The sequence below is a fragment of the Streptomyces fungicidicus genome (assembly GCF_003665435.1).
GTDB classification, from domain to species: Bacteria; Actinomycetota; Actinomycetes; order Streptomycetales; family Streptomycetaceae; genus Streptomyces; species Streptomyces fungicidicus.
The window spans coordinates 6,276,009-6,290,475 of the sequence record NZ_CP023407.1; the positions used below are offsets into that span (position 1 = coordinate 6,276,009).

The 14,467-nt window shown below is 71.2% G+C and carries 15 protein-coding genes and 1 riboswitch; of the genes, 13 read left to right on the plus strand and 2 right to left on the minus strand.

The features are described from left to right. The first annotated feature begins 186 nt into the window (after positions 1 to 186). Together whiG and CNQ36_RS28345 are read left to right on the plus strand one after the other, a co-directional pair. A complete protein-coding gene (whiG, locus tag CNQ36_RS28340) occupies positions 187 to 1,029 on the plus strand; it encodes an RNA polymerase sigma factor WhiG (protein WP_004924840.1) in 843 nt (280 codons plus the stop codon). A gap of 112 nt (positions 1,030 to 1,141) precedes the next feature. Then, on the plus strand, positions 1,142 to 1,699 hold the full coding sequence (locus CNQ36_RS28345; protein ID WP_121548059.1) for a TetR/AcrR family transcriptional regulator: 558 nt from the start codon (positions 1,142 to 1,144) through the stop codon (positions 1,697 to 1,699). Positions 1,700 to 1,798: 99 nt separating this feature from the next. Here the strand turns inward: CNQ36_RS28345 and CNQ36_RS28350 are convergent, their stop codons facing one another. Beyond that, positions 1,799 to 2,419: a M23 family metallopeptidase gene (locus tag CNQ36_RS28350; RefSeq protein ID WP_121548060.1), complete on the minus strand. Its 621-nt coding sequence runs from the start codon at positions 2,417 to 2,419 to the stop codon at positions 1,799 to 1,801. Positions 2,420 to 2,681: 262 nt separating this feature from the next. On the opposite strand from CNQ36_RS28350, the gene rpsB reads away from it, so the two are divergent. The 11 genes from rpsB (at position 2,682) to CNQ36_RS28400 (ending at position 13,675) form a co-directional block, all read left to right on the plus strand. Then, positions 2,682 to 3,620 carry a 30S ribosomal protein S2 gene (rpsB, locus tag CNQ36_RS28355; protein ID WP_121548061.1) on the plus strand — a complete coding sequence of 313 codons (939 nt, stop codon included), beginning with the start codon at positions 2,682 to 2,684 and terminating at the stop codon, positions 3,618 to 3,620. A 156-nt stretch (positions 3,621 to 3,776) separates the two neighbouring features. Continuing rightward, positions 3,777 to 4,613 (plus strand): translation elongation factor Ts, encoded by an 837-nt coding sequence (gene tsf / locus CNQ36_RS28360; RefSeq protein WP_121548062.1) that lies wholly within the window; start codon positions 3,777 to 3,779, stop codon positions 4,611 to 4,613. 190 nt (positions 4,614 to 4,803) lie between these two features. After that, the gene (pyrH, locus tag CNQ36_RS28365) at positions 4,804 to 5,559 is read left to right on the plus strand and encodes a UMP kinase (RefSeq protein WP_004924835.1); all 756 of its coding nucleotides are present in this window, start codon (positions 4,804 to 4,806) and stop codon (positions 5,557 to 5,559) included. A gap of 120 nt (positions 5,560 to 5,679) precedes the next feature. Further along, the gene (gene frr, locus CNQ36_RS28370) at positions 5,680 to 6,237 is read left to right on the plus strand and encodes a ribosome recycling factor (protein ID WP_004924833.1); all 558 of its coding nucleotides are present in this window, start codon (positions 5,680 to 5,682) and stop codon (positions 6,235 to 6,237) included. Continuing rightward, positions 6,237 to 7,364 (plus strand): phosphatidate cytidylyltransferase, encoded by a 1,128-nt coding sequence (locus CNQ36_RS28375; RefSeq protein ID WP_004924832.1) that lies wholly within the window; start codon positions 6,237 to 6,239, stop codon positions 7,362 to 7,364. Before frr ends, CNQ36_RS28375 begins: the two co-directional genes overlap by 1 nt. A gap of 97 nt (positions 7,365 to 7,461) precedes the next feature. Beyond that, positions 7,462 to 7,638, plus strand: coding sequence for a hypothetical protein (locus CNQ36_RS34850; protein WP_158686578.1), 177 nt, complete (start codon positions 7,462 to 7,464; stop codon positions 7,636 to 7,638). Positions 7,639 to 7,776: 138 nt separating this feature from the next. Then, positions 7,777 to 8,883 carry a dual-specificity RNA methyltransferase RlmN gene (gene rlmN, locus CNQ36_RS28380; RefSeq protein ID WP_121548063.1) on the plus strand — a complete coding sequence of 369 codons (1,107 nt, stop codon included), beginning with the start codon at positions 7,777 to 7,779 and terminating at the stop codon, positions 8,881 to 8,883. 24 nt (positions 8,884 to 8,907) lie between these two features. Continuing rightward, positions 8,908 to 9,013: riboswitch (TPP riboswitch) on the plus strand. An 81-nt stretch (positions 9,014 to 9,094) separates the two neighbouring features. Beyond that, on the plus strand, positions 9,095 to 10,183 hold the full coding sequence (locus tag CNQ36_RS28385; RefSeq protein ID WP_121548064.1) for a thiamine ABC transporter substrate-binding protein: 1,089 nt from the start codon (positions 9,095 to 9,097) through the stop codon (positions 10,181 to 10,183). After that, positions 10,159 to 11,832 (plus strand): ABC transporter permease, encoded by a 1,674-nt coding sequence (locus CNQ36_RS28390; protein ID WP_121548065.1) that lies wholly within the window; start codon positions 10,159 to 10,161, stop codon positions 11,830 to 11,832. The genes CNQ36_RS28385 and CNQ36_RS28390 overlap by 25 nt, the downstream gene beginning before the upstream one ends. Beyond that, a complete protein-coding gene (locus CNQ36_RS28395) occupies positions 11,833 to 12,867 on the plus strand; it encodes an ABC transporter ATP-binding protein (RefSeq protein ID WP_121548066.1) in 1,035 nt (344 codons plus the stop codon). It abuts the gene before it with no gap. Between the two features lie 10 nt (positions 12,868 to 12,877). Next, positions 12,878 to 13,675, plus strand: coding sequence for a maleylpyruvate isomerase family mycothiol-dependent enzyme (locus CNQ36_RS28400; protein ID WP_121548625.1), 798 nt, complete (start codon positions 12,878 to 12,880; stop codon positions 13,673 to 13,675). A gap of 65 nt (positions 13,676 to 13,740) precedes the next feature. Here the strand turns inward: CNQ36_RS28400 and CNQ36_RS28405 are convergent, their stop codons facing one another. Further along, positions 13,741 to 14,442 (minus strand): LAETG motif-containing sortase-dependent surface protein, encoded by a 702-nt coding sequence (locus CNQ36_RS28405; RefSeq protein WP_121548067.1) that lies wholly within the window; start codon positions 14,440 to 14,442, stop codon positions 13,741 to 13,743. Positions 14,443 to 14,467 lie beyond the last annotated feature (25 nt).

Consider the following 14,467-nt stretch of genomic DNA (forward strand, 5'->3'; position numbering starts at 1 on the left):
CGGCGGGACGGCGCCCGGAACGAATCCGCGCACCCTCCCGCCTCGCCTCTTCGCACACCGCGACGCCGCAGTCACGCTACGCTCACGAGGATCCCGACACGGACAGGCAAGGACAGGCACCTCGACATCGGACAGACGGCGCACCCAGGCAGCACCAGTCCACGGCAGAACGGCACAAGGCGACGAATGCCCCAGCACACCTCCGGGTCCGACCGGGCGGCCATCCCCCCAGCCGCCCGCGACGGTGGCAGCGTGCGGCCGCCCGCTCCCTCGACGCTCGACGAGCTGTGGCGGTCGTACAAGGCGACGGGGGACGAAAGGCTGCGGGAACAGCTGATCCTGCACTACTCGCCCCTGGTGAAGTACGTCGCCGGCCGGGTCAGTGTGGGGCTGCCGCCCAACGTCGACCAGGGGGACTTCGTCTCCTCCGGTGTCTTCGGGCTGATCGACGCGATCGAGAAGTTCGACGTCGACCGCGAGATCAAGTTCGAGACCTATGCGATCACCCGCATCCGGGGCGCGATGATCGACGAGCTGCGGGCGCTGGACTGGATCCCGCGCTCCGTGCGGCAGAAGGCGCGGAACGTGGAGCGCGCCTACGCCACGCTCGAGGCGCGGCTGCGGCGCACACCGTCGGAGAGCGAGGTCGCCGGCGAGCTGGGGATCGCCGTGGACGAGCTGCACGCGGTTTTCAGCCAGTTGTCCCTCGCGAACGTCGTCGCCCTGGAGGAACTGCTGCACGTCGGGGGTGAGAGCGGCGACCGGCTCAGCCTGATGGACACGCTGGAGGACACCGCCGCCGACGACCCCGTGGAGGTGGCCGAGGACCGGGAGCTGCGCAGGTTCCTGGCACGGGCCATCAACACCCTCCCGGAGCGCGAGAAGACCGTGGTCACGCTGTACTACTACGAGGGGCTCACCCTCGCCGAGATCGGCAACGTACTGGGCGTGACGGAGAGCAGGGTCAGCCAGATCCACACCAAGTCGGTGCTCCAGCTGCGCGCGAAGCTGGCCGGTTTCGGCCGCTGAGCCCCACTGAGCCCGGCGGCGGCCGGGCGGCGGCCGGGCGGGCCCATCCTCTGGCCGCGAGGGGCGGGGCGTCCGTAAAGTGGAGGACGTGCCAAGGATTCGAGCGGCCTCCGTGGCCGAGCACCGGTCGATGCAGCGAGCCGCCCTGCTGGACGCGGCACGCTCCCTGCTGTCCGAGGGCGGTACGGAGGCGCTGACCTTCCCGGCCCTCGCCGAGCGCACCGGTCTCGCGCGTTCCTCCGTGTACGAGTACTTCCGCTCGCGGGCCGCCGTCGTCGAGGAGCTGTGCGAGGTCGACTTCCCCGTCTGGGCGGCGGAGGTGGAGGTGGCCATGGCCGCCGCCCGCGAGCCCGAGGGCAAGATCGAGGCGTACGTCCGCAAGCAGCTGGAACTGGTCGGGGACCGCCGGCACCGGGCCGTGGTCGCCATCTCCGCGAGCGAGCTCGACGCCGGCGCACGGGAGAAGATCCGCGCGGCCCACGGCGGACTCGTCGCGATGATCGTCGAGGCCCTTGCCGACCTGGGCCACACCGAGCCCCGCCTCGCGGCGATGCTGCTCCAGGGAGTGGTCGACGCGGCCGTACGCCGTATCGAGCTCGGTGCGGCGGAACACCCCGACGCCATCACGGAAGCGGCCGTCTCGATGGCCCTCCGAGGCGTACGGGGTTGACGGTGCCACCCACCGACGGAACCCAGGGCGCGGCCCTGCGGCCGGTTCCCAGCACCGGGCCCGGCACCCCGCACTGGCCACTGAGGGCGGTGCCGGGTTTCAGTTCGGTACCGGTACGCCGAGTACCGGCAGCAGTCTTGGCGGGGGGCCGCGCAGCAGCCACGGGGGGAGCAGGGTGAGCGGGTCGAGGTAGGAGTCGGCCCGCAGCAGGCCCCAGTGGACGCAGGGGGCCGCGCAGTGGAAGCCCGTCGCGGCCACCGTGCCGACCGGCTCGCCCGCAGTCACCTCGTCGCCCTCCGCCACCGACGCGTCGACCGGCTCGTAGGTGGTGCGCAGCGGGGGATCTCCCGTGCCGTCGAGCTCCACCGAGACCACACCCCTTCCGGCCACCCGTCCGGCGAACGAGACCCTGCCCGCGGCCACCGCCCGTACCGGCGTCCCCGGAGCCGCCGCCAGGTCCACGCCCCGATGCCCGCGCCCGTACACCGTCGCCGGCGGCTCCCAGCCGCGCAGCACCCGCGGCCGTACCCCCACCGGCCAGGCCCGGCCGACCGCCGGTGTGCCCGCGTCCCCGGCCACCGGGGCCACCGCCGCAGGCCCCGCCGGGCCCGACGGCGGCGGGGCGAGCAGCGCCGCCGGGGTCAGGACCACCGGAAGGACCAGTCGGGCACACGCTCTCGTGAATGCACTCGTTCGTATGTCGGAGAGCCTTCCGGACATCCGCGATCACGGCCCGGACCTGTGGACCGGCGTCCGGTTGTGGACGACGGCGTCACCCGGCACCCCGCCGGGTCCCGTACACTTCTGGTGGCGACCCGGGCCACCGGGTCGACTTCGCACGCCCCGACATCGGGACCGGTCACGACCGGAACCCCGAGGTCAGCGCCCCTCGGTCCTCTGTGGCAACGGCGCGTTGCGGGCGTCAGGCGCGAAAGCCGTCCGGCTTCCGCGGCATAACCGAGAAATTCAAGGAGATACGGCCATGGCCGTCGTCACGATGCGGGAGCTGCTGGAGAGCGGCGTCCACTTCGGTCACCAGACCCGTCGTTGGAACCCGAAGATGAAGCGCTTCATCTTCACGGAGCGCAACGGCATCTACATCATCGACCTGCTCCAGTCGCTGTCGTACATCGACCGCGCCTACGAGTTCGTCAAGGAGACCGTGGCCCACGGCGGCACGGTCATGTTCGTCGGCACGAAGAAGCAGGCGCAGGAGGCCATCGCGGAGCAGGCCACCCGCGTCGGCATGCCCTTCGTCAACCAGCGCTGGCTGGGCGGCATGCTCACCAACTTCTCGACCGTCTACAAGCGTCTGCAGCGCCTCAAGGAGCTCGAGCAGATCGACTTCGAGGACGTGGCCGCCTCCGGCCTCACCAAGAAGGAGCTGCTGGTCCTCTCCCGCGAGAAGGCCAAGCTGGAGAAGACCCTCGGCGGTATCCGCGAGATGCAGAAGGTGCCCAGCGCCGTCTGGATCGTGGACACCAAGAAGGAGCACATCGCGGTCGGTGAGGCCCGGAAGCTCAACATCCCGGTCGTCGCCATCCTCGACACCAACTGCGACCCCGACGAGGTCGACTACAAGATCCCGGGCAACGACGACGCGATCCGCTCCGTCACCCTGCTCACCCGTGTGATCGCCGACGCCGTCGCCGAGGGCCTGATGTCCCGCTCCGGTGCCGCCGAGGCCGGCAAGGGCGAGAAGGCCGCGGGCGAGCCGCTGGCCGAGTGGGAGCGCGACCTGCTCGCGGGCGAGAAGAAGGCCGAGGAGGCCGCTCCGGCCGCCGCCGAGGCCGAGAAGCCGGCTGAGGCCGAGAAGCCGGCCGAGGCCCCCGCCGCCGAGGCCGCGCCCGAGGCCGAGGCCGCGCCCGAGGCCGAAGCCGCGCCCGAGGCTGCCCCGGCCGCCGAGGCCGAGCAGGCCTGACCGCCCCGTCAGAGCCGATGACGGCGGGAGCGGTGACATGACATCCGCTCCCGCCGTTCACCCGTAGGTCAGCGGCGAGTCGGGCACCCGCCCCTCGTGCAGGTCCCGACCCGCGGATCTCCGAACCTCCAGACTTCGAGAAAGATTCACAGACTCATGGCGAACTACACCGCCGCCGACGTCAAGAAGCTCCGGGAGCTCACCGGCGCCGGCATGATGGACTGCAAGAAGGCGCTGGACGAGGCCGAGGGCAACGTCGACAAGGCCGTCGAGGCGCTCCGCATCAAGGGCCAGAAGGGCGTCGCCAAGCGCGAGGGCCGCTCCGCCGAGAACGGCGCCGTGGTCTCGATCATCGCCGGCGACAACGCCTCCGGCGTCCTCGTCGAGCTGAAGTGCGAGACGGACTTCGTCGCCAAGGGCGAGAAGTTCCAGGCCGTGGCCACCGCCATCGCCGAGCACGTCGCCAAGACCTCCCCGGCCGACATCGAGGCCCTGCTCGCCTCCGAGATCGAGGCCGGCAAGACCGTCCAGGCCTTCGTGGACGAGGCCAACGCCAACCTCGGCGAGAAGATCGTCCTGGACCGCTTCGCCCAGTTCGCCGACGGCTACGTGACGGCGTACATGCACCGCACGATGCCCGACCTGCCCCCGCAGATCGGTGTGCTCGTCGAGCTGGACAAGCCGAACGCGGAGATCGCCAAGGGCGTCGCCCAGCACATCGCCGCCTTCGCGCCGAAGTACCTCTCCAAGGAGGACGTGCCGGCCGAGGTCGTCGAGTCCGAGCGCCGCGTCGCCGAGGAGACCACCCGCGCCGAGGGCAAGCCCGAGGCCGCCCTGCCGAAGATCGTCGAGGGTCGCCTCAACGGCTTCTTCAAGGACGCCACCCTGCTCGGCCAGCCCTACGCGCTGGACAACAAGAAGTCCGTCCAGAAGGTCCTGGACGAGGCCGGTGTCACCCTGAAGCGCTTCACGCGCATCAAGGTCGGCATCTGAGTCCGTACCGCGACGGGCGCGCGACCCCGATAGGGTCGACAGCAGCCGTTCGGCTACGCGTCCACGCACGCGCGCGTGCCGGACGACAGCAGATCTGACGAGGAGGCCATTGCCGCATGGGATGCGAAGCACACCCCACCGGCAATGGCCTTCTTCGCATGTGCAACACGTGAAAGAGGCGGGATCCCCGATGACCAAGGCTGAGAAGAGCGACGACGGCAAAGTGCGCGGCCGGTTTCTGCTGAAGCTGTCCGGAGAGGCCTTCTCCGGTGGCGGCGGCCTCGGCGTCGACCCCGATGTGGTGCACGCCATCGCGCGTGAGATCGCGGCAGTCGTACGGGACGGCGCGGAGATCGCGATCGTCATCGGCGGCGGCAACTTCTTCCGCGGCGCCGAACTCCAGGTGCGCGGCATGGACCGCGCCCGCTCCGACTACATGGGCATGCTCGGCACCGTGATGAACTGCCTCGCCCTCCAGGACTTCCTGGAGAAGGAGGGCGTCGACTGCCGGGTGCAGACGGCCATCACCATGGGGCAGGTCGCCGAGCCCTACATCCCGCTGCGCGCCGTGCGCCACCTGGAGAAGGGCCGCGTGGTCATCTTCGGCGCCGGTATGGGCATGCCGTACTTCTCCACCGACACCACCGCCGCCCAGCGCGCCCTGGAGATCGACGCCGAGGCGCTGCTCATGGGCAAGAACGGCGTGGACGGCGTCTACGACTCCGACCCGAAGACCAACCCGGACGCCGTGAAGTTCGACGCGCTCGGCTACGGCGAGGTCATCACCCGGGACCTGAAGGTCGCCGACGCCACGGCCGTCACCCTCTGCCGTGACAACAGCCTCCCGATCGTCGTCTTCGAGCTGCTGAAGGAGGGCAATATCGCCCGCGCCGTCAAGGGTGAGAAGATCGGCACGCTGGTGGGGGACCAAGCCGGCCGCAACTGACCGGGGGATGGACAATGTCCTGCCGGTCGGGAACCGTGCAGGAAGAAGACGCGACGCAGCCGGCCGTCGCCCCGACGGGGAACCACGGCCGGGCCTACTCAAGACACGCAGGAGCAAGTGGTGATCGAAGAGACCCTCCTCGAAGCCGAGGAGAAGATGGAGAAGGCCGTCGTGGTCGCCAAGGAGGACTTCGCCGCGATCCGCACCGGCCGTGCGCACCCGGCGATGTTCAACAAGATCGTGGCTGACTACTACGGCGCGCCGACGCCGATCAACCAGCTGGCCTCGTTCTCCGTGCCCGAGCCGCGCATGGCCGTGGTGACGCCGTTCGACAAGAGCGCGCTGCGCAACATCGAGCAGGCCATCCGCGACTCCGACCTGGGCGTCAACCCGAGCAACGACGGCAACATCATCCGGGTGGTGTTCCCCGAGCTCACCGAGGAGCGCCGTCGCGACTACATCAAGGTCGCCAAGGCCAAGGCCGAGGACGCCAAGGTCTCGATCCGCTCCGTGCGCCGCAAGGCCAAGGACGCCATCGACAAGATGATCAAGGATGGCGAGGTCGGCGAGGACGAGGGCCGCCGTGCGGAGAAGGAGCTCGACGACACCACCGCGAAGTACGTCGCCCAGGTGGACGAGCTCCTGAAGCACAAGGAAGCGGAACTGCTCGAAGTCTGATGAACGACTCTTCCTGGGGGACGCCGCAGACCGGGTACTGGGGGCCGCCGTCCGACCACGCGCCCGGCCGGGCGGCCGCTCCGGCGGGGCACGCGTACGATGCGCACAACGCGCCGCAGACGCGTCCCATGCCCATCGTGCCCGACGTACCCGAACACGGCGGAAACCAGGATGCGGACCGGGGGACCGCTCTGCTGAGCGGCCCCCTGTTCCGAGACGAGCCGACGCGGGCCCGCCCCCTCCCGGGGGAGGTGCCGCAGAATCCGGAGCCCATGCCCGACGCGCCGCAGCCGGCCCCCGCACCGCAGAAGAAGACCGCGGGGCGCGATCTCGGCGCGGCGATAGGCGTCGGCGTCGGACTCGGCGCGGTGATCGTCGCCTCGCTCTTCGTCGTCAAGGCGGTCTTCGTCGGCGTGGTCGCCCTCGCCGTGGTGGTCGGCCTGTGGGAGCTGACGTCGCGGCTGCAGGAGCGCAAGGGCATCAAGGCGCCCCTGGTCCCGCTCGCGCTGGGCGGTGCGGCCATGGTCGCCGCCGGGTACGCATGGGAGACCGAGGGCGCGTGGATCGCCATGGCGCTCACCACGCTGGCCGTGCTCGTCTGGCGCATGACGGCGTCCCCCGAGAACTATCTGAGGGACGTCACGGCCGGCGTCTTCGCGGTGTTCTACGTCCCGTTCCTGGCGACGTTCGTCGCGATGATGCTCACCGCCGACGACGGCGCCTGGCGCGTCCTCACCTTCCTGCTGCTGACGGTGGTCAGCGACACGGGCGCGTACGCGGTCGGCTGGCGCTTCGGCACGCACAAGCTCGCGCCGCGCATCAGCCCCGGCAAGACCCGCGAGGGCCTGCTGGGCGCGGTGGCCTTCGCGATGGTCGCCGGCGCGCTGTGCATGCAGTTCCTGATCGACGACGGCGTCTGGTGGCAGGGCCTGCTGCTGGGCCTCGCGGTCGCGGCCAGCGCCACGCTCGGCGACCTCGGCGAGTCCATGATCAAACGCGATCTGGGCATCAAGGACATGGGCACACTGCTCCCGGGCCACGGCGGCATCATGGACCGCCTGGACTCACTGCTGCCCACGGCGCCCGTGGTGTGGCTGCTGCTGGTGCTGTTCGTCGGGTCGGGATGACCGGCACTCGCCTCCCGAACTGCCTCCGCCCGCTCCGGGCGGAGGCAGTTCGTCTTCACGGCGACGGGTGATCCAAAACGTCCAGGAGAGTGCCGCCATGGCGCGTGCGCGGCGGGGAGACGACGGCAGATATCACGGTGACCTGCCCTGTGCGTACTGCGGTGCGCTGCTCGACCAGAAGGGCCGGCGCAGGGTCCGCCGCTACTGCGGCCCGGGGCACCGCAGCAAGAAGTACTTCGGCACGGTCGTCGGGCTGATCACCGCCCTGTTCTGACCCGCGGGGACGACCCGCGCTGACCCGTGACACCGGGCCGTCGCCGGGCCGCCGGACCTGCGCAGGCGTAGCGCACGTCACGCCCCTCGACGAGGGCGGGCCGGTCCACCCGAGTCGATCTGCGACACTGGTACAGCCATGCCTAAGCCCGGAGAACTCACCTTTGTCGCGCCGCGCGGAGCCAAGAAGCCGCCGCGGCACCTTGCCGACCTCACGCCCGCCGAGCGCAAGGAGGCGGTCGTCGCGGCCGGTGAGAAGCCGTTTCGCGCCAAGCAGCTGTCGCAGCACTACTTCGCGCGGTACGCGCACGACCCGGAGCTGTGGACGGACATCCCCGCCGGCTCCCGCGGCAAGCTCCAGGAGGCGCTGCTTCCGGAGCTGATGACGGTCGTGCGTCATCTGTCGACCGATCAGGGCACCACCCGCAAGACGCTGTGGAAGCTGTTCGACGGGACGCTCGTCGAGTCGGTGCTCATGCGGTATCCGGACCGGGTGACGATGTGCATCAGCTCGCAGGCCGGATGCGGCATGAACTGCCCGTTCTGCGCCACCGGGCAGGCCGGGCTGGACCGGAACCTGTCGACGGCCGAGATCGTGCACCAGATCGTCGACGGGATGCGGGCGCTCCGGGACGGCGAGGTGCCCGGCGGCCCCGCGCGGCTCAGCAACATCGTGTTCATGGGCATGGGGGAGCCGCTCGCCAACTACAACCGGGTCGTGGGCGCCATCCGGCGGCTCACCGACCCCGAGCCCGACGGGCTCGGGCTGTCCCAGCGCGGGATCACCGTGTCCACGGTCGGGCTCGTGCCGGCCATCCACCGGTTCTCCGACGAGGGCTTCAAGTGCCGGCTCGCCATCTCGCTGCACGCCCCCGACGACGAGCTGCGCGACACCCTCGTCCCCGTGAACACGCGGTGGAAGGTGCGCGAGGTGCTCGACGCGGGCTTCGAGTACGCGGCCAGGTCCGGGCGGCGCCTGTCCATCGAGTACGCGCTCATCCGGGACATCAACGACCAGGCCTGGCGCGGTGACCGGCTCGGCCGGATGCTCAAGGGCCGGCCCGTGCACGTCAACCTCATCCCGCTCAACCCCACGCCCGGCTCCAAGTGGACCGCCTCCCGGCCCGAGGACGAGAAGGCGTTCGTGGAGGCGATCGCCGCGCACGGTGTGCCGGTGACGATCCGGGACACCCGTGGCCAGGAGATCGACGGGGCGTGCGGCCAGCTCGCCGCGAGCGAACGGTAAGGTGACCCGAGTAAGCACATCTTCATATTCCGACAGGGGAGCGCCACAGCGCTGAGAGTGCGGCACCGGCCGCAGACCCTCCGAACCTGGCCCAGGTCATTCTGGGTAGGGAGATCGGTCATCACTCGAGCTGTTTGCGCCCTGCCCGGGGCCCCGTCCAGGGGTTTCGGGCAGGGCCGCGTCTCTTCCTGGTCACTCCAGGAGGAATCAAGTGGGCATCACCAAGAAGGTCACGGTCCTGGCCGTCGGGCTGGGGCTGGTCACGCTGTCCGCGTGCGGGTCGTCCGGCGACGGCGACGCGGGCGGCGACGGCGGCGGGTCCAGGACGGTGACCCTCGTCAGCCACAACTCGTGGGCCGTGTCCAAGGACGTGGTCGCCGCCTTCGAGAAGCAGTCCGGCTACCAGCTCAAGGTCCTTGAGGACGGCGACGCCGGGCAGGCCGTCAACAAGGCGATCCTGACCAAGGACAACCCCCAGGGCGACGTCTTCTTCGGCGTCGACAACACCCTGCTGTCCCGCGCGCTCGACAACGGGCTGTTCCAGCCGTACGAGGCGAAGGGCTCCGACCTGGTCCTCGACGAGTACCGCGCGGACCAGGACAAGCACCGGGTCACCCCCGTCGACAGCGGTGACGTCTGCGTCAACTACGACAAGGCGTGGTTCGACGAGCACGGCCTGACCCCGCCGAAGTCCCTCGACGACCTGGTCCAGCCCGAGTACAAGGACCTCCTTGTCACGGAGAACGCCTCCACCTCCTCGCCGGGCCTGGGCTTCCTCCTCGGCACCGCCGCGAAGTACGGCGACGAGGGATGGCAGGACTACTGGAAGAAGCTCAAGGCCAACGGCGTGAAGGTGGTCGACGGCTGGGAGCAGGCCTACAACGAGGAGTTCTCCGGCTCGGCCGGCGGCAAGAAGGCCAAGGCGGACCGGCCGCTGGTGGTGTCCTACGCCTCGTCGCCGCCCGCCGAGGTCATCTACGCGGACCCGAAGCCGGCGACCGCGCCGACCGGCGTCGCCGAGGGCACCTGCTTCCGCCAGGTCGAGTACGCGGGGCTGCTGAGCAACGCCGCGAACCCGGAGGGCGGCAAGGCCCTGCTCGACTTCCTGCTCACCAAGCGGTTCCAGGACGACATGCCGCTCAACATGTTCGTGTATCCGGTGCGCGAGGACGCCCAGGTGCCCGAGGAGTTCACGAAGTTCGGGCCGCAGGCGAAGAGTCCGCAGACCATGGACCCGGCGAGGATCGCCGACAACCGTGACCAGTGGGTCAAGGCATGGACCTCGCTCGTACTGAAGTGAGCCGGGCCGCGGCGAGGCGGCGCGGGAACGCGGCGCGGCTCGGCCTGATGGCCGTGCCCGTCGCGTTCTTCGCCGTCTTCTTCGCCTATCCCGTCACCGCGATCGTCGCCCGGGGGCTGAAGGCCGACGGGACCTGGCACCTCGGGCGGATCGGGGACGTGCTCGCGCAGTCCGACGTCCGGCATGTCCTGTGGTTCACCACCTGGCAGGCCGCCGTCTCCACCGCCCTCACCCTGCTGATCGCCCTGCCCGGCGCGTATGTCTTCGCCCGCTTCGAGTTTCCCGGCAAGCAGGTGCTGCGGGCCGCGGTCACCGTGCCGTTCGTGCTGCCGACGGTCGTCGTCGGTACGGCGTTCATGGCGCTCGTCGGACGCGGCGGACTCCTCGACGACCTGTGGGGCGTACGGCTGGACACCACGGTGTGGGCCATCCTGCTCGCGCACGTCTTCTTCAACTACGCCGTCGTCGTCCGCACGGTGGGCGGACTGTGGTCGCAGCTCGACCCGCGTCAGGAGGAGGCCGCGCGGATGCTCGGGGCGTCACGGTTCGCGGCCTGGCGGACCGTCACGCTGCCCGCGCTGGCACCCGCCGTGGCCGCCGCCGCGCTGATGGTCTTCCTGTTCACCTTCACCTCCTTCGGCGTGGTGCAGATCCTCGGCGGGCCCGCCTTCTCCACCCTCGAAGTGGAGATCTACCGCCAGACCTCAGAGATCTTCGACCTCTCCACGGCCGCCGTCCTTACGATGATCCAGTTCGTCGCCGTCGGCGCGATCCTCGCCCTGCACGCCTGGACCGTACGGCGGCGGGAGACCGCGCTGCGGCTGGTGGACGCCTCGGTGACCGCGCGCCGGCCGCGCGGCGCGGGGCAGTGGACGCTGCTCGGCGCAGTCGTCGCCACCGTCGCCGTCCTGCTCCTGCTCCCGCTCGGGGTGCTGGTTCAGCGGTCCTTCGGCACCGCCGGCCTCGGCTACTACCGGGCGCTGGCCGAGGACGACGGGGGAGTGTTCCTCGCCGCGCCGATCGAGGCGGTCGGCAACTCGCTGCGGTACGCCGTCGCCGCCACCGTCATCGCCGTGCTGATCGGCGGTCTCGCCGCCGTCGCGCTGACCCGGCGGGACGCGGGGCGGCTGGTGCGCGGCTTCGACGCGCTGCTGATGCTGCCGCTCGGGGTGTCCGCGGTGACGGTCGGCTTCGGATTCCTGATCGCCCTGGACGAGCCGCCGCTGGATCTGCGCGCCTCCTGGATCCTGGTCCCGCTCGCACAGGCACTGGTCGGCGTGCCCTTCGTCGTACGGACCATGCTGCCCGTGCTGCGGGCCGTGGACGCACGGCTGCGGGAGGCGGCGGCGGTGCTCGGGGCGTCGCCGTGGCGGGCGTGGCGGGAGGTGGACCTGCCGATGGTGCGGCGGGCGCTGCTGGTCGCGGCCGGGTTCGCCTTCGCGGTGTCGCTCGGGGAGTTCGGGGCGACGGTGTTCATCGCGCGGCCGGAGAACCCGACGCTGCCGGTGGCCGTGGCGCGGCTGCTGGGGCGGCCCGGGGACCTCAACTACGGCCAGGCGATGGCCCTGTCGACGATTCTGATGATCGTGTGCGCGGTGGCGCTGCTGGTGCTCGAGCGGCTGCGGACCGACCGGACCGGGGAGTTCTAGATGCTGCTGAGCCTGGAAGCCGCGACCGTCCGCTTCGGCGGGCGGGCGGTGCTGGACGCCGTCGGCCTGGGGGTCGCCGAGCACGAGATCGTGTGTGTGCTCGGGCCCAGCGGCAGCGGCAAGTCGACGCTGCTGCGGGCGGTCGCCGGGCTGCAGCCCCTCGACTCCGGGCGGATCCGGCTCGACGGACAGGACCAGTCGGGCGTGCCCGCGCACCGGCGCGGGGTCGGGCTGATGTTCCAGGACCACCAGCTCTTCCCGCAACGGGACGTGGGCGGCAACGTGGCCTTCGGACTGCGCATGCACGGCGCCTCCCGCGGCGAACAGTCCGATCGCGTGCGGGAGTTGCTGGAACTCGTGGGACTGCCGGGGGCCGCCGGACGGGCCGTCTCGGCGCTGTCCGGCGGTGAACAGCAGCGCGTGGCGCTCGCCCGCGCCCTCGCGCCCCGTCCCCGGCTGCTGATGCTCGACGAGCCGCTCGGCCAGCTCGACCGGTCGCTGCGGGAACGTCTGGTCGTCGAACTGCGGGAGCTGTTCGGCAGGCTGGGCACGACCGTGCTCGCCGTGACGCACGACCAGGGCGAGGCGTTCGCGCTGGCCGACCGGGTGGTGGTGATGCGGGACGGGCGGATCGCCCAGTCCGGCACGCCGCTCGAGGTGTGGCAGCGTCCGGCCGACGCCTTCGTGGCACGTTTCCTCGGCTTCGAGAACGTCGTCGAGGCGACGGTCGCGGACGGGGTCGCCGTGACCCCCTGGGGCAAGGTGCCGGTACCGGAGGGAGCCCCGCAGGGCACCCGGACGCTGCTCGTCCGGCCCGGTGGCGTCCGCCTGGTCCCGGCCGACGAGGGCCTGCGCTGCACGGTGGCCGCACGCACCTTCCGCGGCACCCATGTCGCCGTCCGCCTCCAGCCGGAGGACGGCCCCCGTCTGGAGGCGGCCTGCGCGCTCAGGGCCGCGCCGGAGGTCGGGGACGAGGTCGGCGTGGAGTTCGACGTGGCGGAAACCGCCGTGCTGGGAGCGGGCGCCGCTGCATAGGGTGAGCGGCATGACACCACTCACGCATGACCGCTACTGCGAGGAGATCGCAGACCAGATAGGGAAGTTGCGGACGGTCGTGACGTCCGGCGCCGATCTCTCCGGCACCGTGCCCACCACTCCCGACTGGTCCCTCGAGCAGCTCGTACGGCATGTCGGCGGGGCCCTGCGCTGGGTGGAACGGATCGTGGCGACCGGGGCCCGGGAGGAGATCCCGGAGGACCGGGTGCCCGGGTTCGCGGGACCCGCGGAACGTGGCGACGCCGACGCGCTGGACGCGTGGCTGGCGGAGTCCGGCGAACTGGTCGTCGGCGCGCTGCGCCGGGCCGGTCCCGACGCGGAGGTGTGGAGCTGGGCCGGTATCCACAACACCGGGTTCTGGGCCCGGCGCGTGACGCACGAGGTGACCGTTCACCGCGCGGACGCCACCCTGGCCGCCGGACTGCCCTACGAGGTCGCGCCCGACGCCGCCGCCGACGCGATCGACGAGTGGCTGGAGATCGTGGAGTGGGCGCAGCGGACGCTGCCGGACGACACGGTGCACGGTCTGCGCGGGCCCCGGCGCACCCTCCATCTGCACGCCACCGACGCCGGTCCCGGGATCGACGCGGAATGGCTGATCGAGCTGGACGAGGACGGCGTCTCCTGGCGCCGGGGCCACGAGAAGGCCACCGTCGCCCTGCGCGGTCCGCTCACCTCCGTGCTGCTCGCCTTCTACCGCCGGCTGCCGCTCGACGCCCCCGGGCTCGAGGTGCTCGGCGACCGGAAGCTGCTGGAACTCTGGCTGGAGCGGGCGACGTTCGGGTGAGCCGCCGGTGACGGAAGTGGCCCGCCCCCGGGAAGGGGACGGGCCACCGCGGTGTCCGTGAGGCGTCAGCGGGCGCTGTTCGCCCCGCGGCGGCGCATGCCGAAGAAGACCGCGCCACCGCCGACCACGACCAGGGCGGCCGCGACGCCGGCGATCAGGCCGGTGTTGGAGTTGGCGCCGGTCTCGGCGAGGTTCGAGTCACCGGCCGGGGACGGCGCGTTGCTCGCGGTGTCCGCCGGAGGGGTGCTCTCGCTCTCCGGGGCCGACGGGGTCGGCGTGCCGGGCTCCTCGGACGGGGTCGAGGAGGACTCCGAGGGGGTCGGAGTGGGCTCCTCCGGAGCCGGGGGCTCCTCGTCCTTCTTGCAGGCCGTGCCCGGGGTGGTGAGGTTGGGCTCGATGTCCTCGTCGACGTAGGGCTTCGCGTCGACGTGGACGCGGTACACGGCGTTCGGCTTCCAGTCCTCCTCGAAGGTGATGGTGGTGCCCTTGGCCGAGCCCTTGACCACCTGCTCGCCGACCTTCTTGATGTCGGCGCCGTTGTTCTGCAGGAACACGGTGATGGTGGCGGGGACGCCGGCCGGGTCCACGTCGGTGACGCTGATGACGCCCTTGTCACCGACGCACTTGGCCTCGGCCGAGAACTCGTCGATGTTGCAGGCCGCCGCGTTGCCGGCGACGCCGATCGCGAGGGCGGCGGACGCGGAGACGACACCGAGGGCGCGCACGGAGCGCGAGACGGTGCGGCGGGATACGGACAGAACTGCCACGTTTGTCCTTTACGGGAAAGCGCAA